This is a genomic window from Plantactinospora sp. CNZ321 (genome assembly GCF_004217235.1).
In genome coordinates, this window is the sequence record NZ_SHKQ01000001.1 from 2,792,661 (window position 1) to 2,817,849 (window position 25,189).

At 71.7% G+C, this 25,189-nt stretch carries 26 protein-coding genes; 22 read left to right on the forward strand and 4 right to left on the reverse strand.

The genetic code is table 11. The features are described from left to right. Positions 1 to 67: 67 nt before the first annotated feature. Positions 68 to 1,174 (reverse strand): RNA ligase, encoded by a 1,107-nt coding sequence (locus EV371_RS12475; protein WP_486484583.1) that lies wholly within the window; start codon positions 1,172 to 1,174, stop codon positions 68 to 70. 227 nt (positions 1,175 to 1,401) lie between these two features. On the opposite strand from EV371_RS12475, the gene rpmE reads away from it, so the two are divergent. Continuing rightward, the gene (gene rpmE / locus EV371_RS12480; protein ID WP_130462188.1) at positions 1,402 to 1,626 is read left to right on the forward strand and encodes a 50S ribosomal protein L31; all 225 of its coding nucleotides are present in this window, start codon (positions 1,402 to 1,404) and stop codon (positions 1,624 to 1,626) included. A 106-nt stretch (positions 1,627 to 1,732) separates the two neighbouring features. Continuing rightward, on the forward strand, positions 1,733 to 2,821 hold the full coding sequence (prfA, locus tag EV371_RS12485; RefSeq protein WP_130462189.1) for a peptide chain release factor 1: 1,089 nt from the start codon (positions 1,733 to 1,735) through the stop codon (positions 2,819 to 2,821). 79 nt (positions 2,822 to 2,900) lie between these two features. On the opposite strand, the gene EV371_RS12490 is transcribed toward prfA, so the two are convergent. After that, positions 2,901 to 4,454, reverse strand: coding sequence for a diguanylate cyclase domain-containing protein (locus tag EV371_RS12490; RefSeq protein WP_130462190.1), 1,554 nt, complete (start codon positions 4,452 to 4,454; stop codon positions 2,901 to 2,903). 173 nt (positions 4,455 to 4,627) lie between these two features. On the opposite strand from EV371_RS12490, the gene prmC reads away from it, so the two are divergent. From prmC to EV371_RS12580, 18 genes are all read left to right on the forward strand, one after another. Then, a complete protein-coding gene (gene prmC / locus EV371_RS12495; RefSeq protein WP_130462191.1) occupies positions 4,628 to 5,554 on the forward strand; it encodes a peptide chain release factor N(5)-glutamine methyltransferase in 927 nt (308 codons plus the stop codon). Between the two features lie 59 nt (positions 5,555 to 5,613). Next, positions 5,614 to 6,276 carry an L-threonylcarbamoyladenylate synthase gene (locus EV371_RS12500; RefSeq protein ID WP_130465854.1) on the forward strand — a complete coding sequence of 221 codons (663 nt, stop codon included), beginning with the start codon at positions 5,614 to 5,616 and terminating at the stop codon, positions 6,274 to 6,276. Next, entirely contained in the window at positions 6,277 to 6,894 is a 618-nt protein-coding gene (locus EV371_RS12505; RefSeq protein ID WP_130462192.1) for an arsenate reductase/protein-tyrosine-phosphatase family protein, read from the forward strand. 218 nt (positions 6,895 to 7,112) lie between these two features. Further along, positions 7,113 to 9,452, forward strand: a complete 2,340-nt coding sequence (locus EV371_RS12510; protein WP_207230466.1) for a transglycosylase domain-containing protein — start codon at positions 7,113 to 7,115, stop codon at positions 9,450 to 9,452. A gap of 107 nt (positions 9,453 to 9,559) precedes the next feature. Further along, positions 9,560 to 10,891 carry a serine hydroxymethyltransferase gene (locus EV371_RS12515; RefSeq protein WP_349338102.1) on the forward strand — a complete coding sequence of 444 codons (1,332 nt, stop codon included), beginning with the start codon at positions 9,560 to 9,562 and terminating at the stop codon, positions 10,889 to 10,891. Beyond that, positions 10,888 to 11,319 carry a Cg1360 family ATP-synthase-associated protein gene (locus EV371_RS12520; RefSeq protein ID WP_130462193.1) on the forward strand — a complete coding sequence of 144 codons (432 nt, stop codon included), beginning with the start codon at positions 10,888 to 10,890 and terminating at the stop codon, positions 11,317 to 11,319. Before EV371_RS12515 ends, EV371_RS12520 begins: the two co-directional genes overlap by 4 nt. A 171-nt stretch (positions 11,320 to 11,490) precedes the next feature. Then, positions 11,491 to 11,712 (forward strand): hypothetical protein, encoded by a 222-nt coding sequence (locus tag EV371_RS12525; RefSeq protein WP_130462194.1) that lies wholly within the window; start codon positions 11,491 to 11,493, stop codon positions 11,710 to 11,712. Between the two features lie 42 nt (positions 11,713 to 11,754). Further along, the gene (atpB, locus tag EV371_RS12530; protein WP_130462195.1) at positions 11,755 to 12,534 is read left to right on the forward strand and encodes a F0F1 ATP synthase subunit A; all 780 of its coding nucleotides are present in this window, start codon (positions 11,755 to 11,757) and stop codon (positions 12,532 to 12,534) included. Between the two features lie 91 nt (positions 12,535 to 12,625). After that, positions 12,626 to 12,859: an ATP synthase F0 subunit C gene (gene atpE / locus EV371_RS12535; RefSeq protein WP_130462196.1), complete on the forward strand. Its 234-nt coding sequence runs from the start codon at positions 12,626 to 12,628 to the stop codon at positions 12,857 to 12,859. Between the two features lie 29 nt (positions 12,860 to 12,888). After that, entirely contained in the window at positions 12,889 to 13,440 is a 552-nt protein-coding gene (locus EV371_RS12540) for a F0F1 ATP synthase subunit B (protein WP_130462197.1), read from the forward strand. After that, entirely contained in the window at positions 13,440 to 14,261 is an 822-nt protein-coding gene (locus EV371_RS12545; protein ID WP_130462198.1) for a F0F1 ATP synthase subunit delta, read from the forward strand. Before EV371_RS12540 ends, EV371_RS12545 begins: the two co-directional genes overlap by 1 nt. A gap of 82 nt (positions 14,262 to 14,343) precedes the next feature. Then, positions 14,344 to 15,996 (forward strand): F0F1 ATP synthase subunit alpha, encoded by a 1,653-nt coding sequence (gene atpA / locus EV371_RS12550; RefSeq protein WP_130462199.1) that lies wholly within the window; start codon positions 14,344 to 14,346, stop codon positions 15,994 to 15,996. Between the two features lie 9 nt (positions 15,997 to 16,005). Beyond that, a complete protein-coding gene (locus EV371_RS12555; protein WP_130462200.1) occupies positions 16,006 to 16,947 on the forward strand; it encodes a F0F1 ATP synthase subunit gamma in 942 nt (313 codons plus the stop codon). Further along, positions 16,947 to 18,383 (forward strand): F0F1 ATP synthase subunit beta, encoded by a 1,437-nt coding sequence (gene atpD, locus EV371_RS12560; RefSeq protein WP_130462201.1) that lies wholly within the window; start codon positions 16,947 to 16,949, stop codon positions 18,381 to 18,383. Before EV371_RS12555 ends, atpD begins: the two co-directional genes overlap by 1 nt. Positions 18,384 to 18,614: 231 nt before the next feature. Beyond that, positions 18,615 to 19,772 carry an LCP family protein gene (locus EV371_RS12565; protein WP_349338103.1) on the forward strand — a complete coding sequence of 386 codons (1,158 nt, stop codon included), beginning with the start codon at positions 18,615 to 18,617 and terminating at the stop codon, positions 19,770 to 19,772. A 310-nt stretch (positions 19,773 to 20,082) separates the two neighbouring features. Further along, complete coding sequence (locus tag EV371_RS12570; RefSeq protein WP_486484936.1) at positions 20,083 to 21,231, forward strand: LCP family protein; 1,149 nt, start codon at positions 20,083 to 20,085, stop codon at positions 21,229 to 21,231. Positions 21,232 to 21,321: 90 nt separating this feature from the next. Continuing rightward, positions 21,322 to 21,603 carry a F0F1 ATP synthase subunit epsilon gene (locus EV371_RS12575; protein WP_130462202.1) on the forward strand — a complete coding sequence of 94 codons (282 nt, stop codon included), beginning with the start codon at positions 21,322 to 21,324 and terminating at the stop codon, positions 21,601 to 21,603. Between the two features lie 12 nt (positions 21,604 to 21,615). Further along, positions 21,616 to 22,056 carry a DUF2550 family protein gene (locus EV371_RS12580; RefSeq protein ID WP_130462203.1) on the forward strand — a complete coding sequence of 147 codons (441 nt, stop codon included), beginning with the start codon at positions 21,616 to 21,618 and terminating at the stop codon, positions 22,054 to 22,056. 117 nt (positions 22,057 to 22,173) lie between these two features. Here the strand turns inward: EV371_RS12580 and EV371_RS12585 are convergent, their stop codons facing one another. Beyond that, positions 22,174 to 22,779: an SAM-dependent methyltransferase gene (locus EV371_RS12585; RefSeq protein WP_207230467.1), complete on the reverse strand. Its 606-nt coding sequence runs from the start codon at positions 22,777 to 22,779 to the stop codon at positions 22,174 to 22,176. Positions 22,780 to 22,945: 166 nt separating this feature from the next. Here EV371_RS12585 and EV371_RS12590 point away from each other — a divergent pair, with 166 nt between their 5' ends. Both EV371_RS12590 and EV371_RS12595 read left to right on the forward strand, forming a co-directional pair. Continuing rightward, positions 22,946 to 24,142 (forward strand): sensor histidine kinase, encoded by a 1,197-nt coding sequence (locus EV371_RS12590; RefSeq protein WP_486484937.1) that lies wholly within the window; start codon positions 22,946 to 22,948, stop codon positions 24,140 to 24,142. Further along, entirely contained in the window at positions 24,139 to 24,867 is a 729-nt protein-coding gene (locus EV371_RS12595; RefSeq protein WP_130462205.1) for a response regulator, read from the forward strand. Before EV371_RS12590 ends, EV371_RS12595 begins: the two co-directional genes overlap by 4 nt. 21 nt (positions 24,868 to 24,888) lie before the next feature. Here EV371_RS12595 and EV371_RS12600 read toward each other — a convergent pair whose 3' ends face one another. Then, positions 24,889 to 25,041, reverse strand: a complete 153-nt coding sequence (locus EV371_RS12600; RefSeq protein ID WP_486484584.1) for a VOC family protein — start codon at positions 25,039 to 25,041, stop codon at positions 24,889 to 24,891. Between the last annotated feature and the right edge of the window lie 148 nt (positions 25,042 to 25,189).

The window sequence follows — 25,189 nt, forward strand, 5'->3', positions numbered from 1 at the left end:
TCCTTGCTCCGCTCGTCGCCATCATGACCCCTGTCGAGCGAGCTTCCGCACGGACCTCGGGACCGGTTCACCCCCGCTGCTGAGGCGTCCAGTCCGCCGACGGCCGGGCCTGCTGCCAGAGCCGCGGGCGGTAGTCGCGGCCGTCGAGGCGCAGGAAGAGGAGGGCGCGCTCCGGGTGCCGGCCGACCCGCTCGGCGAAGTCGCGCCGGGTCCATCCGGCCGGCAGCCCGGCCACGAGCTCACCGTACGCCTGCTCGATCTTCGCGGCCCGGGCCTCGACGGTCGCGGTCAGCTCGGCCCCGACGGAGGAGACCCAACGGTGGAACTCGTCCGGCAGCGCCGCTACCCGGGCCGAGAGGTCCTGCCCGGTGACCAGGTACTCCCAGACGACCCGGGCGTTGAGCCCGAAGGTCAGCCGGTGCAGCAGGAGGTACTCCGGATATTTGATCTTGACCCGCTCGTCGGTGTCCGGCCAGTGCACCACCAGCCCTTCCCGACCGTCCCGGACCGGTGCGGCCAACGCCTCGGCCAGGGTGCGGTAGGGCAGCCGCTCGACCACCGGACCGGGCCAGCCCGGCACCGTCTCCGGGCCGGAACTGCGCCCGGTGGCGATCTCCACGGTGCCGAGCAGCACCAGGTCGTCCAGGCCGTCGTAGTCGAGCACGATCCGGTTCGCCGGATAGACGATCTCGACGAGCACGGTCCGCCCCGGCGGCGGGATGAAGTCGGGGTAGCGGGTCCGGAGCACGGTGGTGGCGTGCCGGGCCTGGTCGGAGGCGAACGAGCCCCGGGTGGCGACCGCGAAGCCGTCGCCGTCCGGGTACAGCACGCCGAGGCTTCCGTCAGCCTTGTCCGTCGTCACTGCCGGTGCGTCCAGCCGGAGCGCCGGCGCCCCGGGCTGGTCGTGGTTGAAGAACTTCGGGTACGGCCGCGCCACGACCCTACCGGTCGACTCGTCCACGATCAGCCCTCGGCAGGCCAACGTCACCGGCGTCCAGTTTCCGGCGTAGGTGCACGCCTCCGTGTAGTTGTAGATCGCCAGCGGGCGTGTCGGATGCCGCTGGACCCGGACATGACCGTCGGCGAGCGCGGCGGCCAGCGCCGCCGGGTCGAGGATGTCGGCGAGCCGGGTGGCCGGAGCGAGCAGGGTGGGATCGGAGGTGGACGTCACCACGGGGTGTGCCTTCCGGGATGGGAATGCGGGAGGGAGGAGTGACGTTATCCGTCACGGAATCAGGTGTGCAGCCCGATTTCGTTGGCGGTCCGCCGCCATGGCACACTGGTCAGTCGGCCACCGGTTCCGGTTCACGCCCGAGTCTGTCACCGCCCCGCGACGCGCGTGTCGCGGCCGACGGACGCCGACGGCGACCCGGCGACCATCCACGAAAGGACCGAGGCGACATGAAGCCCAACATCCACCCCGAGTACGTGAGCACCGAGGTCACCTGCTCGTGCGGCAACACCTTCACGACCCGCAGCACGGCGAAGGGCGGCTCGATCCACGTCGAGACCTGCAGCGCCTGCCACCCGTTCTACACCGGTAAGCAGCGCGTGCTCGACACCGCCGGCCGGGTCGCCAAGTTCCAGCAGAAGTACGCCAAGGTTCAGGCCAAGAAGGCCAAGTAGCCGCGTCGACGGCGCCCGCCTCCGGTTCGTCGCCGGGGGCGGGCGCCGTCGTGCCGTTTCCCGGCCCTTTCCACCACCCGTGTTCGAAAGCAGAGGGAGTACGCGCATGAGCGGCGATCGGCTGGCCGGCCTTCTCGACGAGTACGCGGAGCTGGAGCGGCGGCTCGCCGACCCGACGATCCACGGTGACCAGGCCACCGCCCGCCGGGTGGGTCGCCGGTTCGCCGAGCTGACCCCGCTGTACAAGGCCGCCGGCGAGCTGGAGCAGGCCCGTGCCGACCTCGCCGCCGCCCGCGAACTGGCCGCCGAGGAGCCGTCGTTCACGGCCGAGGCGGAGTCGCTGGCCGCGGCGCTGCCCGCCCTGGAGGCCCGGCTCGCCGAACTGCTCATCCCGCGCGACCCGCATGACGGCAAGGACGTCATCCTGGAGATCAAGGCCGGCGAGGGCGGCGAGGAGTCGGCGCTCTTCGCCGGTGACCTGCTCCGGATGTACCTGCGGTACGCCGAACGGCACGGCTGGACGACCGAGGTGCTCGACGCGCAGGACTCCGACCTGGGCGGAGTGAAGGACGTCTCGCTCGCGGTCAAGGCGAAGGGCGTGCCGGAGGGCGGCAACGGGGTCTGGTCCCGGCTCAAGTGGGAGGGCGGCGTGCACCGGGTGCAGCGGGTGCCGGTGACCGAGTCCCAGGGGCGGATCCACACCAGCGCGGCCGGCGTGCTGGTGCTGCCGGAGGCCGAGGACGTCGACGTCACCATCGACCCGAACGAGCTGCGGATCGACGTGTTCCGGTCGTCCGGGCCGGGCGGGCAGTCGGTGAACACCACCGACTCGGCGGTGCGGATCACCCACCTGCCGACCGGGATCGTGGTCTCCTGCCAGAACGAGAAGTCCCAGTTGCAGAACCGGGAGCAGGCGATGCGGATCCTCCGGGCCCGGCTGCTCGCCAACGCGCAGGAGCAGGCCGACGCCGCCGCCTCGGACGCCCGCCGCTCCCAGGTGCGTACCGTCGACCGGTCCGAGCGGATCCGGACGTACAACTTCCCGCAGAACCGGATCACCGATCACCGGATCGGCTACACGGCGTACAACCTCGACCTGGCCCTCGCCGGAGAGCTGGACGGTGTGCTGGACGCGCTGGCCGAGGCGGACCGCTCGGCCAGGCTGGCTGGCGAGACGGAGCTGGCCCGCCGCTGAGCCCCGCTCGGCCAGGCTGGCCGGCGAGACGGAGCTGGCCCGCCGCTGAGCCCCGCCCGGCTCGCCGGGCGGGCCGCACTCACGGCGTCGTCGCTGTCCTGGCCGGCGGCATCTTCCGGCCGGCGAGCTCGAAGGCGCGGCGCAGCGCGTCCCGCAGCCCGGCGCCCGAGCCGTGCACCTCGGCGAAGCCGACGCTCACCCCGACCGGGGCGTCCGGGACGATCGACTCCCACTCCTCGGCGGCGACCGCCGCACTGATCCGCCGGCCCACCTCGCCCGCCTCGGTCATCCCGGCGCCGGGCAGCACCACCACGAACTCGTCGCCGCCGTACCGGGCCACGAAGTCGCCGCGTCGCATCACCCGGTTGATCACCCCGGCGATCCGTTGCAGGACCAGGTCACCCGAGTGCCGGCCGTGCGAGGCGTTCACCGCCCGGAAGCCGTCGAGGTCGACCACGCCGACCGCCGCCCGCTCGCCCCGGGCGACCATGGCGGCGACGTACCGTTCGAGCCGGCGGCGGTTCGGCAGCCCGGTGAGCGGATCGGTCAGCGCCTCGCCCTCGTGCCGGGCCGCCTCCCGACGCATCTCCTCGTGCTCGATCCGGGCCGCTATGCCGTCCACGTAGACGTCCCGGAGCCGGTCGTTGCGCTGGGTCGCCAGCCGGAACGCGTACCGGTCGGCCCGGTGCGCCGCCGCGTGGTCGCCGAGCCCGGCGTAGGCCAGGCTGGAGAGTCGGGCGTGCTCGGCCGCGCCCAACGTCTCGGCCGAGACGTGCACGGTCTCCAGCCGGGACAGCGCCTCGGCGGGGCGACCGGCGGCGATCGCCAGGCACGCCCCGCCGAGCTGCCGCATGTCCCGGGCCCGCGCACTGTCCCCGCCGTTGCCGAGCAGCCAGTCGGGGTCGAGCTCCGGCACGGCCGGCCGGCCGGCCGTGCCGCCGAGGGCGGCCTGCCGGGCGAGGGCGTACCCGTACGCCGCCCGGCTGCTCGGCCGGACCCGGCCCGCGGTGCCGGCCTCGACGAACCGTTCCAGGTCCGCGCCGACGTCCCGGAGCACCCGCAGGCAGCCGTCGCTGTCCCCGTGGTGGTCCAGCGCCACCGCGTTGCGCAACCGGATGCCGGGCGCGGCGAAGGTCTCCTGGGGTATGCCGACGGCCAGCCCGAGCCGGCGGGCCCGCTCTATCGCGCCCAGGGCGTAGCCGTGGAAGCTGAGGTAGGAGTAGGCCATTGCCAGGTCGTGCCAGCCCCAGGCGGTCTCCCGGTCGGGCTCCTCCACCGAGCCGAGCGCCCGGGCGCCCCGGACCAGGTGGGTGACGCAGCGGTCCAGCGCGCCCTGGTTCTGCGCGGCGAGCGCGGCCAGGGCGTGCAGGTGGCCGTGCAGGTACGGCTCGGGCAGGTCCCGGGCGGCGTCGAAGGCCAACTCCACCGATCGGGTGTACTCCGCGGTCCGGCCCAGGTTGAGGATCGCGGAGAGCCGCTGGAGCAACGCGTCGGCCCGGGAGTACGGGTCGTCGGTGGTGCCGATCACCCGCTCGAAGATCAGACAGGCCTCGGCGGATCGACTGCTCTCCATCAGGGAACGGGCGTGTCTCAACTCCTCGGCCCGGTCACCGACCCGGTCGAGCCAACTCACGCACAACCTCCATCGCTTCGCCAGCCAGCCCCCGTCGGAGTGAAGGAGTCGGCAGGTCGCCCGGAGGCACGGTGCCCTCCGGGGACGCCCGGCCGGTCCGAGCACCCAGTCGTTCCGGGGTGGAAACGCGCCCGCGACGCGATGATTCCCGGCCGACGTCCCATGATTATGTCGTGACGCGTATTCCCCGGCACCCCCCTGCGGCGACAGAGCCGACCCGACCCTCGGTCGCGCTCGCGGCGGCGACGTCCGCGCTGGCCCGGGCCGGTGTCGGCCCGGCCCGCGCCGAGGCGGAACTTCTGCTGGCGTACGTCCTCGGCGTGTCGCGCGGTGCGCTGGCCGTGGCCGGCCCGCTCGGTCCGGAGCAGCGGGACCGGCTGGCGGAGCTGGTCGAGCGACGTACTCGGCACGAGCCGCTGCAGCACCTGCTCGGCTCGGCCGCGTTCCGGTACCTGGAGCTGGCGGTCGGGCCGGGGGTCTTCGTCCCGAGGCCGGAGACCGAGTTGCTTGCCGGCTGGGGAGTCGAGCAGGCCCGGCGGGCCGGTGTCGACCCGGCCGGCGGCGGGCCGGTGGTGGTCGACCTGTGCAGCGGCAGCGGTGCGATCGCGCTCTCGGTCGCCGCCGAGGTGCCCGGGGCCCGGGTGGTCGCGGTCGAGCGGTCCGCCGCGGCACTGGAGTGGCTGCGCCGCAACGCCGCCGAGCGGGCCGGTGCCGGTGACCCGCCGATCGAGGTGGTGGCCGGGGACGTGGCCGACCCGGAACTGCTGGCCGGGTACGTCGGGCGGGTGGACGTGCTGCTCTGCAACCCGCCGTACGTGCCGGACGGCACCCCCGTACCGCCGGACGTGGCCGGACACGACCCGGCGGACGCGGTCTTCGGCGGCCCGGACGGGCTCGCCGTGATCCGGCTGGTGCGGGACCGTGCCGCCCGGCTGCTGCGCCCGGGCGGGGCGTTCGGGGTCGAGCACGACGACACGCACGGTACGGCCGTTCCCGAGCTGCTGCGTGCCGACGGCCGGTTCGTCGGGATCGAGGAGCATCCGGACCTGGTCGGGCGGCCCAGGTTCGCCACCGCCCGCCGCGCCGACGCCCGTTCGTGACCGGCTGGAAGTCCCCGTGCCACGGTGGGCGCTCCGGCGTGGCAGACTGGCTCCCCGTGATGCTCTACGACTGCCGGTCGGTGGCGGACCGGGACCGAGGCATCGCCGCGGCCGTCGAGGCGGTCAAGAACGGCGAGCTGGTCGTGATCCCGACCGACACGGTCTACGGGATCGGCGCGGACGCCTTCACCCCGTACGCGGTCAAGGCGCTGCTCAACGCGAAGGGCCGGGACCGGCAGCATCCGCCGCCGGTGCTGGTCGGCTCCCGGCGGACGCTGGACGGGCTGGTCTTCATGCTGCCGAGCAGCGCCCGGGACCTGGCCGACGCGTTCTGGCCCGGTGCGCTGACCATCGTGGTCGAGCACTCGCCCAGCCTGCAGTGGGACATCGGGGACACCGGCGGCACCGTGGCGGTACGCATGCCGCTGCACCCGGTCGCCCTGGAGGTGCTCCGGGAGACCGGCCCGATGGCCGTCTCGTCGGCGAACAAGACCGGCCAGCCGGCGGCGGTGACCGCCGAGGAGGCGCGCGAGCAGCTCGGCTACGCGGTCCGGGCCTACCTGGAGGCCGGGCCGTGTCCGGAGCCGGTGCCGAGCACCATCGTCGACGCCACCGGTGAGGTGTGCCGGGTGCTGCGCCAGGGCGCGATCCCGCTGGAAAAGCTCCGGGACGTCGTGCCCGACATCCAGGGGGCACCGGACATCCAGGGGCGGGTGTCCTGAGTGCCGCCCTTCACGGTCCTGCACGTCTGCCTGGGCAACATCTGCCGGTCGCCGATGGCGGAGCGGCTGCTCGCGCTGGCCGTACGCGAACGGCTGGCCCGGCGGGGAGCGGCGGACCCGGACGACGTAGACCGCCTGGTGCACAGCCACAGCGCGGGCACCGGCGGCTGGCACGCGGGTGAGGAGATGAACCCGCCGGCCGCCCGGCAGGTGCGGTCCCGGGGCGGTGACGCCGCCGACTTCGGCGCCCGCAAGCTCCGCTCGGAGCACATCGACGCGGCCGACCTGGTGCTGACCGCAACCGCCGACCAGCAGGAGTACGTCGTGGCGCTGCGGCCCGACGCCGCCGACCGCACCTTCGTGCTCGGCGAGTTCGGCCGGCTGCTGCCCACGGTGGACGCGGCGGCCCTGCCCCCGGCCGACGTCGCCGATCCGGACGCGGTGCACGCCCGGGGTACCGCCCTGGTGGCCGCGGTGGCGGCGGCCCGGAGCGGCTCGTCCCCGCTGCCCGGCGACGACCTCGACGACCCGTGGGGCCGGGGCGACCAGTGCTTCAGCCGGGTCGCCGACGAGATCGAGGAGACGGTCGGGCCGCTCGCCGCCGTGCTGCTGCCCTGACCGCACGCCGCCGCCGGAGTCGGTGGCGGGGCCCGCGGATCTCCGCTCGACCGCACCGCCGCGGTCACTCCGACCGTCGTCACTCCGACTTGTGAATCTGAGCCGGTTTGTCGGGAAACGGGTGCGCCGCCCGGAATCAGCCGTCAGGCTGACGTGGTCCCCGAGCCCGGTCGAATCGTCCGGGTCGCGTCGATCGCTGTCCCGCCCGGGAGGTACGCATGCTCCGGCTGCGGCTGAGCCAGCTCTGGACCCTGACCCTGGCCGGCATCCTGGCCGGGACGATCCTGGCCGCGGCCGCGCTGCCGGCCACCGTACTCGCGGCGGTGGGGCTGAAGTCGATCGGCGCCCGCTACGAGGACCTGCCGCAGGACCTGCGTACCCCGCCGACCGCCCAGCGCTCCTATCTGTTCGCCAGCGACGGCCGTACCCCGATCACCTCGTTCTACGACGAGAACCGGACTAACGTGCCGCTGTCCCAGGTGGCCGAGGTGATGCGGCAGGCGACGGTGGCGGCGGAAGACGCCCGGTTCTACTCACACGGCGGCGTCGACCTCAGGGGCGTACTCCGGGCCGTGGTGGCGAACCAGGTCGGTGGCGAGGTACGTCAGGGTGCCTCGACGCTGACCATGCAGTACGTCCGCAACGTACTCAAGAGCGACCCGGGGTTGACCGCCGAGCAGCGCGCCGAGGCGACCGAGACCAGCCCCGGACGCAAGATCCAGGAGATGCGGTACGCGCTCGCGCTGGAGCGCCGGCTCAGCAAGGACGAGATCCTCGGCCGCTACCTCAACATCGCCTACTTCGGTGCCGGGGCGTACGGCGTCGCCGCCGCCAGCCAGCGGTACTTCTCCAAGCCGGCCAGCCAGCTGACGCTGGCCGAGGCCGCCCTGCTGGCCGGGCTGCTCCGCTCGCCGGAGACGGACAGCCCGATCGGCGGGAACGCCGACGCCGCCCTGGCACGCCGGGGTTACGTGCTGGGCCAGATGGCCGAGACCGGGGTGGTCCCCGTCGAGACCGCCACCCGGGCCCAGGCGGAGCCGATCAGGCTGCGCCCCGGTGCCGAGCCGAACGACTGTGCCGGCATCCCGGACGGGCGTTCCGACTGGGGCTTCTTCTGCGACTACTTCCGGCAGTGGTGGAACGCGAACCCGGCGTTCGGGCTCACCGTCGACGAGCGGCAGCGGACGCTGCGCCGGGGCGGCTACCGGATCACCACCTCACTCGACCCGGCGATCCAGGCCACCGCGCTGCGGCAGATCCTGACCGTCTACGACTACTCCGACCGCCGGGCCGCGCCGATGGCCGTGGTGCAGCCGGGCACCGGCCGGGTACTGGCGCTCGCGGTCAACCGGCACTACTCGCTCGACCCCAACCCGCCGGGGCAGCGCAACCATCCGAACACCGTCAACCAGTTGATCGCCGGTGGCGGCGGTATCGACGGCTACCAGGCGGGTTCGACGTTCAAGATTTTCACCCTGCTCGCGGCGCTGGAGCAGGGGATGCCGCTCAGCGCCGGCTACGTGGCGCCGTCCCAGCTGGTGACCAGCTATCCGATCGACGGGCCGCGGGCCTGCGGCGGCTACTGGTGCCCGGCCAACGCCAACCCGGCGTGGATGAACGGCTACCGCACCATGTGGACCGCCTTCGGCCGGTCGGTCAACACCTACTTCGTGGCGCTGCAACAGCGGATCGGTGCGGACCGGGCGGTACGGATGGCCGAGCGGCTCGGCATCGTGTTCCGGGCCGACAGCGACGCCCGGCTGGCCACGTACGGGGCGAAGGGCTGGGGGGCGTTCACCCTCGGCGTCTCCGCCACCACCCCGCTGGACCTGGCGAACGCGTACGCGACGCTGGCGGCCGAGGGAAGGTACTGCAAGCCCTTGCCGGTGCTCTCGATCGTCGACCCCGCCGGTCGGGCGCTGCCCGGCGCCGCGCCGAGCTGCGGGAAGATGCTCCAGGTGGAGGTGGCCCGGGCGGCGACCGACGCGGCCCGTTGCCCGGTCGGCGGTCAGTCGGCGTACGCCCGGTGTGACGGCGGCAGCGCTCCGGAGGTGGCGAGGATCCTCGGTGACCAGCCGGTGGCCGGCAAGACCGGCAGCGCCGAGGGGTACGCCACGGAGACCTTCGTCGGGTTCACCCCGCAGCTCGCCGCGGCGGCCATCGCCGCCAACCCGGACGACCCGAGCGACGCGGTCGGCCAGGCGGTGCAGCGGAAGGTCATCGCCGCGGTCGCCACCACCCTGGCCAGCGCGCTGGCGGGCAAGCCCCGGCGGGACTTCACCCCGCCCGGTCGGGAGATCGCCCTCGGCGACGGCCCGGGTGATCTCGGTCCCGCCCCGGCCGGCCCGGGCCCGGACCCGTTCGCCCCGGCGCCCACTCCGGTCCCGCCGGTGCCCGTTCCGACGCCGCCGGCCCCGGCGCCCACCGCCGTGGTACCCCGACCGACGCTCCCGGCGCCGCCCCGGCCCACGGCCGCCGGGCCACGTCCGGTACGCCCGGTGCCGACCGCACCCGGCCCGGCGGTGGTCGTGCCACCGACCCCGCCCGCACCCCGCTGACCGGCCCTGACTCGCAGGAGCGCGCCGGCAGGTCGTCGGGCGGCACCCCGGGCACCCCCATAGACTCGGACCTGGCCCAATGCCGAGCGTGACGAGAAGGTGCCGGGGTGAGCGAGCTGACCGAACGGGTGGGGCGGCCCGGTGCCGGCGAGCCGGCCTTCTGGGGGCCGGACTTCGACGAGCTGACCGGGACCGACCCGGAGATCGCCGAGGTGCTGCTGGACGAACTCGACCGGCAGCGCGGCGGGTTGCAGTTGATCGCCAGCGAGAACCTGACCTCCCCGGCGGTACTGGCGGCGCTCGGCTCCACCCTGAGCAACAAGTACGCCGAGGGCTATCCCGGCCGGCGCTACTACGGCGGCTGCGCCGAGGTGGACCGGGCCGAGCGGATCGGCATCGACCGGGCCAAGGCGCTGTTCGGGGCCGAGCACGCCAACCTCCAGCCGCACTCCGGGGCGAGCGCCAACCTGGCCGCGTACGCCGCGCTGGTGCAGCCCGGCGACACGGTGCTGGCGATGGACCTGCCGCACGGCGGCCACCTGACCCACGGCAGCCGGGTCAACTTCTCCGGCAAGTGGTTCGCTCCGGTCGGCTACCAGGTGCGCCGGGACACCGAGCTGATCGACTACGACGAGGTGCGGGAGCTGGCCCTGGCGCACCGACCCAAGATGATCATCTGTGGTGCCACCGCCTACCCCCGGCTGATCGACTTCGCCCGGTTCCGCGAGATCGCCGACGAGGTCGGCGCCTATCTGATGGTGGACGCGGCGCACTTCATCGGGCTGGTCGCCGGGCGGGCGATCCCGTCCCCGGTGCCGTACGCCGATGTGGTCTGCGCCACCACGCACAAGGTGCTGCGCGGGCCCCGGGGCGGGATGGTGCTGTGCCGGGCGTCACTCGCCGAGCGGATCGACAAGGCGGTCTTCCCGTTCACCCAGGGCGGGCCGTTGATGCACGCCGTGGCGGCGAAGGCGGTCGCGCTCCGCGAGGCGGCGTCTCCGGCCTTCCAGGCGTACGCTGCCCAGGTGGTTACCAACGCGCAGGTGCTCGCGGCCGCACTCGAAGCGGAGGGGATGCGACCGGTCTCCGGCGGCACCGACACCCATCTCGCCCTGATCGACCTCCGGGAGGTCGGGGTGACCGGCCGCGACGCCGAGGCGCGCTGCGACGCCGCCGCGATCACCCTGAACAAGAACGCCATCCCCTTCGACCCGCAGCGACCGATGACCGCCTCCGGCATCCGGGTCGGCACCCCGAGCGTCACCACCCAGGGCATGGGTGCGGAGGAGATGCGCCGGATCGCCGGGTTCATCGGACGCGCCGTGCGTACCGACCCGGCCGCACCCGGCGGAGCGGAGGCGCTCGCCGGAGTCGCCGCCGAGGTCGCCGATCTGGTGGCCGCCTTTCCCGCCTACCCGACCGCGGGACGGCGGCGGTGACCGCGCGGTCGCCGGGTCAGTGGCACGCGGTCCAGTCCCGGTTGCCGCATCTGCGGGCCACCCTGCTCGCCTCGGCGGCGCTGCTGGTCGTCGCCACGCCGGTCGGTTTCGGCGTGGCCGGCGTCGACGGCGGGGCCGGTGTGGCGGCCGGCGTGACGCTGGCCGTCGTCAGTTACCTGATCTCCGCCTACTCCGTGGCCTGGGCGGACTCGGTCCACCCTCGAATGATCATGTCGGTGGGACTGGTCACCTATGCGGTGAAGATGGTCCTGCTGGGCATGGTGATGGCGGCGATCGCGACCACCGGCTGGTCCGGCCTGCTGCCGATGGGGGCGGGCATCATCGCCGGGGTGGTCGTCTGGACCGCGACCCAGCTGGTCTGGGCACTGCGATCGCCACTACCGTACGCCGGGCCGAGTGGTCGGTAGCGGCATTTTCGGAAGACCTCACCGTGTCGGTGGAACGACAGGTTCCATCCTGGCGGATCGGGAGTAACGTGAGCCGGGGTTGACGCGTCCCGGTCCTTCCCGCACCCGGTCGACGGTGTGCGGGGGTTGACGCGCACCCGCGATTTGCCGGCTGATAGTGTTCCGCACGTCATGGCCGATGACCTCCACCCCCGCAAGCCCGACGAGCCGTCGTCGGAGGGGGTCGCTGGTGCAGTCGTGGGTTACCTGCTCGCCGGGATCGTCGTGTGGGGCTTCCTCGGCTGGCTGGCGGAACGGTGGTTCGGGCTGCCGGAGGGCATTGGGATCGCGACGGGCATGATGGTCGGCGCGGCAGGAGCGATCTACCTGATCATGAAAAGGCTCGGCACCTAGCGCCAACCGGTGCCGGTCTTATCGAGTGCGGAGGATGACACGGTGAGCGGACAAGTGCTCGTCGCTGCGGGACTTCCCTGGCCCCCTGCCGTCGGGGACTTCTTCCCGCCCAACGTGGCGGGCCCCTGGGTCACCAAGTTCACCATCATGGTGTGGCTCGCCGTCGCACTGCTGATCGTCTTCTTCGCGGTCTCCTACCGTAGCCCGAAGCTCGTGCCCAGCAGGATGCAGTGGGTCGCCGATTCCATCTACGGCCTCATGCGGGACAGCGTCGCCCGAGAGCAGATGGGCGAGGTCGGCGTCCGGTTCGCTCCATACCTGACGGTGCTGTTCAGCTTCATCGTGCTGACCAACCTCTTCGGCATCGTGCCCCTGCTGCAGATCTCGCCGAACTCGCACATCGCGTACCCGATCGTGCTCGCCGCCGTCACCTACGTGCTGTACCTCTCCATCGGAGTCCGCAAGCACGGGTTCTTCAAGTACATGAAGATGAGCCTGATTCTGCCGGGCATCCCATGGCCGATGCACATCCTCGTGGTGCCGATCGAGTTCCTCCAGAACTTCATCAACCGACCGGTGACCCTCGCGGTCCGGTTGTTCGCCAACATGTTCGCCGGGCACCTGATCCTGCTGGTCTTCACCGTCGGCGGTTTCGTGCTGCTCGCCTCGGACAACATCTTCATCCAGGCGACGTCGTTCTTCTCCTTCGTGATGGCGATCCTGATGGCCTTCTTCGAGGTGCTGGTCGCACTTCTCCAGGCCTATGTGTTCGTCGTCCTGACGGCCAACTACATGGGGACCGCCCTGGCCGACGAGCACTGACCGGGCGGCGCCGGGCGGCGCCGCACCCAGCTTTCGACAGCGATTGTTCGTACGCGTGAGAGCCACGCGCCTACTAGGAGGAATCCTCGCAATGAGCGTCCTTGCCGAGATCAGTGGCAACATCAACAGCATCGGCTACGGCCTCGCCGCCATCGGCCCGGGTATCGGTGTCGCCATCGTCTTCGCCTCGTACATCCAGTCGAGCGCCCGCCAGCCCGAGTCCGCCGGATTCAACCGGACCTGGCTGGTCCTCGGCTTCGCCCTGGTCGAGGCGCTGGCGCTGTTCGGTCTGGTGCTCGCCTTCGCCCTGCCGTCGGGTAGCTGACCGTCCACCGGCCACCGGGAGGGGTCCAGATGTTGTTCTATGCGGCGGAAGGGCACAGCAGCCCGATCCTGCCCATCTGGCAGGAGCTCGTCGTCGGCACGATCTCCTTCGCGATCCTCTGCTTCGTGCTGCTCAAGTACGTCATGCCGCGCATGGAGGCGATGTACCAGGCGCGGATCGACGCGATCGAGGGTGGCATCAAGCGGGCCGATGCCGCTCAGGCGGAGGCGAAGGCACTGCTGGAGCAGTACCGGGCACAGCTCGCCGAGGCACGGTCCGACGCGGCCCGGATCCGGGACGACGCCCGCGCCGACGCCGAGGGAATCCGCGCCGACGTGCTCGCCAAGGCCCGTGAGGAGTCGGATCGCATCATCGCGGCAGGGCGGGAGTCGCTCGCGGTCGAGCGGCAGGCCATCGTGCAGGAACTGCGGACCGAGGTCGGCACCCTCGCGGTCGACCTGGCCAGCAAGATCGTCGGTGAGTCCCTCGCCGACGAGGCGCGCCGCCGGGGCACGGTGGAGCGCTTCCTGGCCAGCATCGAGGAGACCTCCGTCGGCGGCTCCACGGTCGGGGCGCGCTGATGCAGGCCGCCAGCCGGGAGTCGTACGCCGCCGCACGGCAGCGTCTCGACACGTACGCCGGGGACGCCGAGCCGGCCGGGCTCTCCGCGGTCGGCGACGAGTTGGGCTCGGTCGCCGACCTGCTGCGTCGCGAGCCACGGCTGCGGCGGGCGCTCTCCGACCCGGGTCGGTCCGGCGAGGACCGGGCCGACCTGCTGGGCAACCTGCTCGGCGACAAGGTCGGCACGGACGCCAGGGATCTGCTCGCCGTGCTGGTGACGGGGCGCTGGTCGGCGCCGTCCGAGCTGCTGGAGGCCACCGAACGGCTCGGGGTGGAGGCCCTGCTCGCCAGCGCGGGTCGCGCGGGGGCGCTGGGCGAGGTGGAGGACGAGCTGTTCCGTTTCGGGCAGGTGGTCGCCGCCAACCCGGACCTGAGCAACCTGCTCTCCGACCCGATCGCCCCGGTGGCGCAGCGGGCCGAGTTGACCAGGGCGCTGCTCTCCGGCAAGGCCGGGTCGGTGACCATCCGGTTGGTCCAGGTGGCGCTCGCCGGGTTCGGTGGGCGTTCGTTCTCGGGCGCACTGACCCGGCTGGTCGAGCTGGCCGCCGACCGGCGGGACCGACAGGTGGCGTACGTCACCGTGGCGGCCCCGCTGGCCGAGGAGGACGAGCGCCGGTTGGGGCGCAGGCTCGCCGAACTATACGGTCGAGAGGTCACCGTCAAGCAGACGGTGGATCCGGCCGTGCTGGGCGGGCTGCGCGTCCAGATCGGGTCCGATCTCTACGACGGCACGATCCTGCGCCGCCTCACCGACACCAGAAACGCGCTTGCGCGGCGCTGAAGCAACACCGACCTTTCGCGCAGCGCCGAGAAGACATCCACGCCGTTCCGGTTAACCGGGCCCTGAATAGAGGAAGAAGAGGATGGCCGAGCTGACCATCTCGTCGGAGGAGATCCGCGGTGCTCTGGAGCGCTACGTCTCCTCCTATTCGCCCGACGTCTCCCGTGAGGAGGTCGGCACCGTCGCCGACGCCGGTGACGGCATCGCCCACGTCGAGGGCCTGCCCTCGACCATGACCAACGAGCTGCTGGAGTTCGAGGACGGCACCCTCGGGCTGGCACTCAACCTCGACGTCCGGGAGATCGGCGTCGTGGTGCTCGGCGACTACGGCGGCATCGAGGAGGGTCAGCGGGTCAAGCGGACCGGCCGGGTGCTCTCGGTGCCGGTCGGCGACGCGTTCCTCGGCCGGGTGGTCAACGCGATCGCCCAGCCGATCGACGGCCTCGGCGAGATCACCAACGAGGGCTACCGCGAGCTGGAACTGCAGGCGCCGAACGTGATGGCCCGGCAGAGCGTCAACGAGGCGCTGCAGACCGGCATCAAGGCGATCGACGCGATGACCGCGATCGGCCGGGGCCAGCGGCAGCTGATCATCGGCGACCGGCGGACCGGCAAGACCACCGTCGCGCTGGACGCCATCCTCAACCAACGGGACAACTGGCGCTCCGGCGACCCGAAGCGGCAGGTCCGCTGCATCTACGTGGCGATCGGCCAGAAGGCTTCCACCATCGCCTCGGTGAAGGGCCTGCTGGAGGAGCAGGGCGCGATGGAGTACACCACCATCGTCGCCGCGCCCGCCTCCGAACCGGCCGGCTTCAAGTACATCGCCCCGTACGCCGGCTCGGCCATCGGCCAGCACTGGATGTACGCCGGCAAGCACGTTCTGATCGTCTTCGACGACCTGACCAAGCAGGCCGAGGCGTACCGCGCGGTCTCGCTGCTGCTGCGCCGCCCGCCGGGCCGTGAGGCGTACCCGGGTGACGTCTTCTACCTGCACTCCCGGCTGCTGGAGCGCTGCGCGAAGCTCTCCGACGAGATGGGCGGGGGCTCGATGACCGGTCTGCCGATCATCGAGACCAAGGGCAACGACATCTCCGCGTTCATCCCGACCAACGTCATCTCGATCACCGACGGCCAGATCTTCCTGGAAACCGACCTGTTCAACCAGGGTGTCCGGCCGGCGATCAACGTCGGTACCTCGGTTTCCCGGGTCGGCGGTGCCGCCCAGGTGAAGCCGATGCGGAAGGTCGCCGGCCGGCTCCGGCTGGACCTTGCCCAGTACCGGGAGCTGGAGGCGTTCGCCGCGCTCGCCTCGGACCTGGACAAGGCGTCCCAGGACCAGCTCAGCCGGGGTGCCCGGCTGGTCGAGCTGCTGAAGCAGACCAACTACCAGCCGCTGCCGGTGCACGAGCAGGTGGTCTCGGTCTGGATCGGCACCGAGGGCAAGCTCGACGACATCCCGATCGGCGAGGTCCGGCGCTTCGAGTCCGAGTTCCTGGAGTTCCTCCGCCACCAGTACAAGCCGACGATGCAGTCGATCGCGGACAACAACTGGGACGACGACATCATCAACGCCCTGAACGAGGCCGTCACCCGGTTTAAGCAGATGTTCCTCGGCAAGGAGGACGAGGTGCGAATCAACGAGGCACCCGCCGAGGCGATGGAGGGCGAGCAGGAGCGCGAGACCGTGACCCGGTACCGCGACAGCGCGCCGGCCCAGACCGAGAAGCAGTAGGGCTGACCGGTGGCTGCACAGGTACGCGTTCTTCGTCAACGAATCCGCTCGGCGAAGTCGATGAAGAAGATCACCAAGGCGATGGAGCTCGTCGCGACGAGCCGGCTCGCCAAGGCCCAGGGCCGGGTCGCGGCCTCGCTGCCGTACGCCCAGGCGATCACCGGCGTGCTCACCGCACTGGCATCCAACGCGGCCATCGACCACCCGCTGCTCACCGCCCGGCCGAAGATCCGCCGGGCCGGGGTGCTCGTGGTCACCAGCGACCGCGGCCTGGCCGGCGGTTACACCTCCAACGCGATCAAGGCGGCGGAGTCGCTGATCGCCCGGCTGAAGGACGACGGCAAGCAGCCGGTGCTCTACGTCATCGGCCGCAAGGGCGTCGGCTACTACCGGTTCCGGCAGCGCAAGGTGGAGGCGAGCTGGACGGGCTTCTCCGAGCAGCCGGGTTTCGCCGACGCCAAGCAGGTGGGCGAGACGCTGATCAAGGCGTTCGTCTCCGGCGCGGACGATCTGGAGGGCGGCGACCCGGGGATCGACGGCGTGCTCGGGGTCGACGAGCTGCACATCGTCTTCACCGAGTTCAAATCGTTGATGTCGCAGACTCCGGTGGTCCGGATCCTCGGCCCGATGGAGGTCGAGGAGCGTCCCCGCAGCGAGGCCGCGCCGGGGCTGCTGCCGGAGTACGACTTCGAGCCGGATGCGGACGCACTGCTGGACGCGCTGCTACCGAAGTACATCAACACGCGGATCTACGCGGCGTTGCTCGAGTCGGCGGCCAGCGAGTCGGCGGCCCGTCGTCGGGCGATGAAGAGCGCGACGGACAACGCCGAGGAAATGATCGAAAGTTACACCCGCGAGATGAACTCGGCCCGCCAGGCCGGGATCACCCAGGAGATCAGTGAGATCGTCGGTGGCGCCAACGCGCTGGCCGCGTCGGGAAGTGAAGTGTGATGACTGCTCCTTCAGAGACCAAGACCGCGACGGGCCGCGTGGTCCGGGTCATCGGCCCGGTCGTTGACGCCGAGTTCCCGCGCGATGCCATGCCGGAAATCTTCAACGCCATGCACGTCGACGTGACCCTCTCCGGGGGCACCAAGACTCTGACCCTGGAGGTCGCCCAGCACCTGGGCGACAACATGGTCCGGGCGATCTCGATGCAGCCGACCGACGGCCTGGTCCGGGGCACCGAGGTCCGGGACACCGGCTCGCCGATCACGGTGCCGGTCGGTGACGCGGTCAAGGGCCGGGTTTTCAACACGATCGGCGAGGTGCTCAACCTCAAGGAGGGCGAGACCTTCGAGGCGGCCGACCGGTGGCAGATCCACCGCAAGGCGCCGGCCTTCGCCGACCTGGAGCCGAAGACCGAGATGCTGGAGACCGGCATCAAGGTCATCGACCTGCTCGCCCCGTACGTCAAGGGTGGCAAGATCGGCCTGTTCGGCGGTGCCGGCGTGGGCAAGACGGTGCTGATCCAGGAGATGATCACCCGGGTCGCGAACAACTTCGGTGGTACCTCGGTCTTCGCCGGTGTGGGTGAGCGGACCCGTGAGGGTAACGACCTCATCCACGAGATGACCGAGTCCGGCGTCATCGACAAGACCGCGCTGGTCTACGGCCAGATGGACGAGCCACCGGGCACCCGGCTCCGGGTGGCGCTCTCCGCGCTGACCATGGCGGAGTACTTCCGGGACGTGAACAAGCAGGAAGTGCTGCTCTTCATCGACAACATCTTCCGGTTCACCCAGGCCGGTTCGGAGGTCTCCACCCTGCTCGGTCGGATGCCGAGCGCGGTGGGCTACCAGCCGACGCTGGCGGACGAGATGGGCGAGCTCCAGGAGCGGATCACCTCGGTCCGGGGCCAGGCGATCACCTCGATGCAGGCGATCTACGTGCCGGCGGACGACTACACCGACCCGGCGCCGGCCACCACGTTCGCCCACCTGGACGCCACCACCAACCTGGAGCGGTCGATCTCCGACAAGGGCATCTACCCGGCGGTGGACCCGCTGGCGTCCTCGTCCCGGATTCTCGCGCCGGAGTTCGTCGGTGCCGAGCACTTCGCGGTCGCCTCCGAGGTGAAGCGGATCCTGCAGCGTTACAAGGACCTGCAGGACATCATCGCCATCCTCGGCATCGAGGAGCTGTCGGAGGAGGACAAGCTCACCGTCGGCCGGGCCCGCCGGATCGAGCGGTTCCTCTCCCAGAACACGTACGCGGCCGAGGTCTTCACCGGCATCAAGGGCTCGTACGTGCCGGTCAAGGACACCGTCGAGGCGTTCCGGAAGATCAGCGAGGGTGAGTACGACCACTTCCCCGAGCAGGCCTTCTTCATGTGCGGCGGGCTGGACGACCTGGAGCGCAACGCCCGTGAGCTGATGAAGGAGTAGCTCCGGCGAGTACCCGCACGACAGCCGCACCGGCAGAACGCCGGTGCGGCTGCGTCGTTTTCACCCGCTGTTCTCTTCTTTTGGCGGATTTGGTCGCTCTTTGTCCGGTTCCGATGCTTTGGTTACCCGGCCTCGCCGGGTACCGTCGGATGCGGCCCGCAACCCTCCGCTGACCGGCGACGTTCTGTCCAGTGGGCGATCCGGTGGCGGGTGCTACGAACGGAGTGTCTGGTGGGTGCAGGCGGCAGGGGCGACGGTCGGTCGGGTGACGGGACCCACCGGCGGCACCGGAGCAGGTCGCGGACGCCGCGCTGGGCCCGGGTCTGCACGATGCTCGGTGCCCTGCTGGTGTTCGTCAGCGGTGCCGGGCTGGTCGGCTTCGAGGCGGTGCTCGCCCGCTACGAGGGTGCGGTGCGGGAGGCGGACCTCTTCGGCGACGAGGCAGCCGGCGTGCTGCCGGAGAAGAAGTCGGACATCAAGGGTCCGCTGAACATCCTGCTGGTCGGGATCGACCCGCGGACCCCGGAGTGGGCGCCGCTGGCCGACTCGATCATGGTGCTGCACGTGACCGAGACGCTGGACTCGGCGTACCTCTTCTCGCTGCCCCGGGACCTGCTGGTGGAGATCCCGGCCTTCGCCAAGGCCGACTACGACGGCGGGACGGAGAAGCTGAACGCGGCGATGGCGCACGGCAGCAGGGTGCCCGGCGAGAAGCTGCCGAGCGCGTCCCAGGGCTTCGAACTGCTCTCCAGGACCGTCTCCGAGGTGACCGGAATCCCGCGCTTCGACGCCGGTGCCATCATCAACTTCAACGGCTTCCAGAAGATCGTCGACGCGATGGGCGGCGTCGACATGTACATCGACACGAACGTCAAGTCCGAGCACCGGCAGCCGAACGGCAAGATGCGGAAGCTGAAGCCGGGCGGGGGTGGTTACACCGGACCGCAGGCGGAGTACCGGAAGGGCAACGCGCACCTGTCGGGCTGGCAGGCGCTCGACTACGTACGGCAGCGGTACGGCCTGCCGAACGGTGACTACGACCGGCAGCGGCACCAGCAGCAGTTCGTCCGGGCAATGGCCGACCAGGCGTTGAGCAGGGACGTGGTGACCAACCCGATGAAGCTGGACAGGGTGATCCGGGCGGCCGGCGAGTCGCTGATCTTCAATGGTCGCGGTCACGACCTGGTCGACTTCGCCTTCGCGCTGCGGGGGCTCCGGTCGGACTCGATTCAGATGATCAAGCTGCCCGGTGGCGGGGTCACCCAGGGCGGCTCCTACCGGGGTGAGCGGTTCCAGCCGATCGCGGACGAGTTCTTCGCCGCGATCCGGGCCGGTACCGTCGACAGCTTCGTGATCGGCAACCCGGAGCTGCTGAACAGGGCCAGGTGACCGCCAACGCCGGCGCCGGACCGGGGGCGGGTACGGCGGCCCGGCCGGTACCGGCGCCACCCGCACTCCGGATCCGGGACTAGTCTCTGCAACAGTTCCGCCTCTTCGGCCCGTCCTTATTGACGGGCGCGAGATTCGCAGGCTTGTCGCGGGCGCGAGATTCGCGGGCTTGTCGCGGGCGCGAGATTCGCAGGGCGCAACGGATGGAGACGCAGTGAGCGAGGGTGGCAAGGGCGCTGACCGGTCCACCGGACGCAGGGGTCGGCCGGACGGCGGCGTGGGGCTGGGCGACGACGGCCCGGTGGGCGACCTGTCGGGCGGCGGCGGACGGCGGATCCGGGAGGGGCGGCGCAGGAAGTCCGCCGTACCGACCTGGGCCCGACTCTGCACGATCCTCGGCGCCGTACTGGTGATGCTCAGTGGCGGCGTGCTGGTCGGCCTGGAGGCCGTGCTGGCCCGGTTCGACAGTGCGGTGAACGAGGACGACCTCTTCGGTGACGAGGCCGCGGGGGGAGCGGCGGAGAAGAAGTCGGACATCAAGGGTCCACTGAACATCCTGCTGGTCGGGATCGATCCGCGGAACCCGGAGACGCCGCCGCTGGCCGACTCGATCATGGTGCTGCACGTGACCGAGACGCTGGACTCGGCGTACCTCTTCTCGCTGCCCCGGGACCTGCTGGTCGACATCCCCCGGTTCCCCAAGGCCGACTTCTCGGGGGACCGGACCAAGCTGAACGCCGCGATGGCGTACGGCAGCCGGGTGCCCGGAAAGAAGCTGCCGAACGCGTCACAGGGCTTCGAACTACTCTCCCTGACGGTCTCCAAGGTGACCGGGATCAAGCGGTTCGACGCGGGCGCGATCATCAACTTCGGCGGCTTCCAGAAGATCGTCGACGCGATGGGTGGCGTCACGATGTACATCGACCAGAACGTCAGGTCGGAACACCGCCGCCCGGACGGTACGCACCGGACGTTGAAGCCCGGCGGTGGCGGCTACCTCGGCCCGCAGGCGCAGTACAAGAAGGGCACCCGGCACCTGAAGGGCTGGCAGGCGCTGGACTACGTCCGGCAGCGGTACCAGAAGAACGGGGTCAGCGACGGCGACTACGGCCGGCAGCGGCACCAGCAGCAGTTCGTCCGGGCAATGGCCGACCAGGCGTTGAGCAAGGACGTGGTGACCAACCCGCTCAAGCTGGACAGGGTGATCCAGGCGGCCGGCGATTCGCTGGTCTTCAGCGGCCGTGGACACAAGCTGATCGACTTCGGCTTCGCGTTGCGCAACCTGCGGTCGGACTCGATCCAGATGATCAGGCTTCCGGGCGGCAATATCGGTACCGGCAGCAACTACCGGGGTGAGCGGTTCGAGCCGATCGCGGCGGAGTTCTTCGCCGCCATCCGGGCCGGCACGGTCGACAGCTTCGTGATCAACAACCCGGAGTTGTTGAACAAGCTCAAGTGAGCGGCGCCGGGCCGGAGCCACCCGGCTGGGAGCGGCGGCGGGAGCCGGACTAGACTTCCCACAATCCCGCCGCCGCAGCAAGGAGACAGCGTGGCACAGCTTCAGGTCGAACTCGTCGCCGTCGAGGAAAAGATCTGGACGGGCGAGGCCGAGATGGTCGTCGCACGGACGACCGAGGGCGAACTCGGAGTGCTGCCGGGGCACGCGCCGCTGCTGGGGCAGCTCGCCGAGCCCGGCAAGGTGCGGATCAAGCTGGCCGGCGGCGAGCAGTTGACCTACGAGGTGAACGGCGGCTTCCTGTCGGTGACCGCCTCCGGCGTGACGGTCCTGGCCGAGAGCGCCAGCCCGGTGGCCGAATCCCCGAGCCGCTGACCCGAGACGTCGATGCTGGTCTTGCGTTGGATCGGAATCGGCGTCCTGGTGCTGCTCCTCGTGGTTGCGGCACTCTTCGCCAGACGGGCCCTGATGACCCGTTCCGGCGGGATCATCCGGCTCAGCGTGCGGGTCTCCACGATCCTCGACGGCCGCGGCTGGTCGCCGGGCTTCGCGCGGTTCGCCGAGAACGAACTCCGCTGGTACCGGATGTTCAGCTTCGCGCTCCGGCCGAAGCGGGTGCTCTCCCGGCGTGGCCTCGCGGTGGAGCGCCGGCGGCTGCCCGAGGGTCAGGAACGGCTCATCATGCCCGCCGACTGGGTGATCCTGCGATGTGTGAGCCACCAGGCGCCCGTGGAGATCGCAATGGCGAAGTCCACGGTCACCGGTTTTCTCTCCTGGCTCGAGTCCGCCCCTCCGGGGGCGGTTTCTCATTTGGTCCTGCGCGACTGAGGCGGAGCGGGTTCCGAATGGGCCCGCCCGGAGGACTGGCCGGGTCCGCCGCGATCCTGGATTGCCGGTTGCCGGCCGGGTCCGCCGCGATCCCGGCTGCCGGCCGGGTCCGCCGGACTACTGGACGGCCGGTTGCCGGACCGGTCGCCGGCAGTGGTAGACCACCGCGGGCGGTAGGTTCGCCCAGACGGTCCCGCCGACCACGACCTCCTCGAACAGTTCCCGGAGATTGCGGTGCAGCCGACGGGCCGGTGGCGACCAGCGGGCGTGCTGGTACGCGAAGGTGGTGAAGACCCCGCCGTCGGCGAGCGCGGCGACGACGGCGGTGAGGATCTCCCGTTGCCGCCGCGCGTCGAAGGCCGCCCAGGGCAGGCCGCTGACGATCACCTCGGCCGGCGGCAGGTTCCGTTCGGAGAGCAGTCCGGCCAGCGCTCGGGCGTCGGCCCGGAGCACGACGACCGTCGGATGCGCCCGTGCCAACCGGTCCGCGAAGGTCGGATTGATCTCCACCGCGAGGTGTCGGCCCTGACCGGCCAGCCGGCGCTGGATCACCCGGGTGAAGGCCCCGGTGCCCGGACCCAGCTCGACCACCAGCGGTTGTCCGCACCGGGGGATCGTCGCGGTGATCCGCTCGGCGAGCGGTGTTCCGCTGGGTGCGATGGCGCCGACCGCCCAGGGGTCGCGGGCCAACTGGGCCAGGAACGAGATCATCTCGGTGGGCACGGACCGAAGCTAGGCGAAATGATCAGTCGTCGATGTCATCCGGCCGGTCGGTGTACCGGCCATTCGGAGGATGCGCCGTGACCGGTGGCAGGAGTCGCAGCCAAAGATCCGGCTCCGTATCGTTGCCGGCGTGCGAGCGCGGCGGAGATGGTGGCCAGACGTGCTGATGGCCCTGGTCGGAGCTGCCCTCGGGCTGGCCACCCTGGGCTGGCCCGTGGTGCCGAGTGAGCCGCTGCCGCTGCTGGTGACGGTGGCCGCCGGGCTGACCCTGGTGGCGGTCCGCCGGTGGCCCTGGCCGGTGCTGCTGGTCGAGTGCCTGCTGCTCGGCCTGGCCAACTGGACCGCCCCGCTCGGCGGCAACGTCGCCCAGTTCGCCGCGCTGACCGCGCTCGGGATCATCGCCTACACCGCGAACCGGCCGGCCACCGCGGTGGCGCTGGGGCTGTCGTACCTGGCGTCGCTGGTCCACCTGCTCGGCCCGGACGGCGAAGGGCTGCTTCCCGGGCAGCAGGGGTTCGTCCAGCTGGCCGGCTTCCTCGGGATCTCCGTCGCCCCGGTCGCCCTGGCCCGCTACCTCGGCCGGGTGCGCCGGGTGGCCCAGTCGGCCGAGGAGCGCGCCCGGGAGGTGGAGGCACAGCAGGAGATGCAGACCCGGGCGGCCCGGCTGGCCGAGCGGGCGGCGATCGCCCGGGACCTGCACGACATCGTCGCGCACCACGTGGGAGCGATCGCGTTGCAGGCCGGTGCGGCACAGTACGCGGCCCGGCGTACCGGCCGGGTGGACGACGCCGTGCAGGCCCTCGGGGAGCTGCGGGTCACCGCCGGCCAGGTGCTCGACGAGCTGCGGGCGCTGCTGGAGGTGCTGCGTGACCCGGACGCGATCGTGGCGGGCGGGCCGCCGATCGAGCCCGAGCAGTTGATCATGGATGCGGAGCAGCGGGTCCGGGCGGCCGGGGTCGCGGTCCGGATGAACCTCGCCAGCGACGTCGGCGGGGCACCGCTGGTGGTGCGCACCACCGCCGCCCGGGTGGTGCAGGAGGGGCTGACGAACACGCTCAAGCACGCCGGACCGGGGGCGACCGCCTCGGTGGACATCCGGCCGAACGGCAGCGGCCTGCTGGTCGAGGTGCTCGACACCGGCCCGGAGCAGCCGCGACCCGCGCTGCTGCCGCCCTCCGGGCACGGGCTGGCCGGGATGCGGGAACGGGTCCGGCTGCTCGGCGGCACCCTGCTCGCCGGACCCACCGGCAGCGGTGGCTGGCGGCTCGCCGCGCACCTGCCGATCCGGGAGAAGACGCCGGCGATCTGCGCGAGCACGCCGACCAGGGCGGCCGACGCGGAGCCGACCGGGCGGCCCCGGTGACCGTACGAGTCCTCGTCGTCGACGACCAGGCCCTGGTCCGGGCCGGCGTGACCCTGCTGCTGCGTACCGCCGGCGGCTTCGACATCGTCGGCGAGGCCGGCGACGGACGGGAGGCGGTCCGGCTGGCCGGGCGGCTCCGCCCCGACGTGGTGCTGATGGACCTGCGGATGCCCCGGCTGGACGGCATCGAGGCCACCCGCCGGATCCTCGACCAGCATCCGGCGACCCGGGTGCTGGTGCTGACCACCTTCGCCGACGACGCGAACATCTACGGGGCGCTCGGCGCCGGGGCGATCGGTTACCTGGTCAAGGACGGCGCCCCGGAGGACCTGGTGGACGCGGTCGGCCGGGCCGCCCGGGGGGAGCCGCTGCTCGCGCCGGCCGTGTTGGCCCGGATCGTGCACCGGGCGTTGCAGGCGCACACCGAGGACCTCGAACGCGGCGCGGACAGCCTACGGCCGTCGAGGCACCGGCTGCTCAGCGGCCGGGAACGGGAGGTGCTGGCCCTGGTCGGCGCGGGCCTGTCCAACGCCGAGATCGCCTCCCGAATGCACCTGGGCGTCACCACCGTCAAGACGCACGTCTCGGCGGCCATGGAGAAGCTCGGGCTGCGCAACCGGGTCCAGGCCGCCGTGGTCGCGCACCGGCTCGGGCTGGTCGACGACGACTTCCGGCCGATCGGCCTGGCCGGGCCGGGCCGGGCAGCCGCCGGAGCCGGGGACTGAGCGGGCCGGTCACCGGGCGCGTCACCGCGCGGGCGTGGCGCAGAGTTCCACCTCGAACCCGGACCCGTCGGCCAGGTAGCCGGCGTAGTTCTCCGGCCCGCCGGCGTACGGGTGGCGGTCGGCGAAGAGCAGCGACCAGCCGTACCCGGGGGCCTGCGCGACCAGCCGGTCCACGGCGGCGGGCGGGCCGGCGTGAAAGGCCAGGTGGTTGAGGCCCGGCGCGAGCCGGTCGTGAGGTCCGGCACCCAGATCTCGACGTGGTGCAGGCCGCCAGGCGGGACGGGGGGCCGGTCGGGGGTCAGTCTGTCGGCGGCGTCGCCGG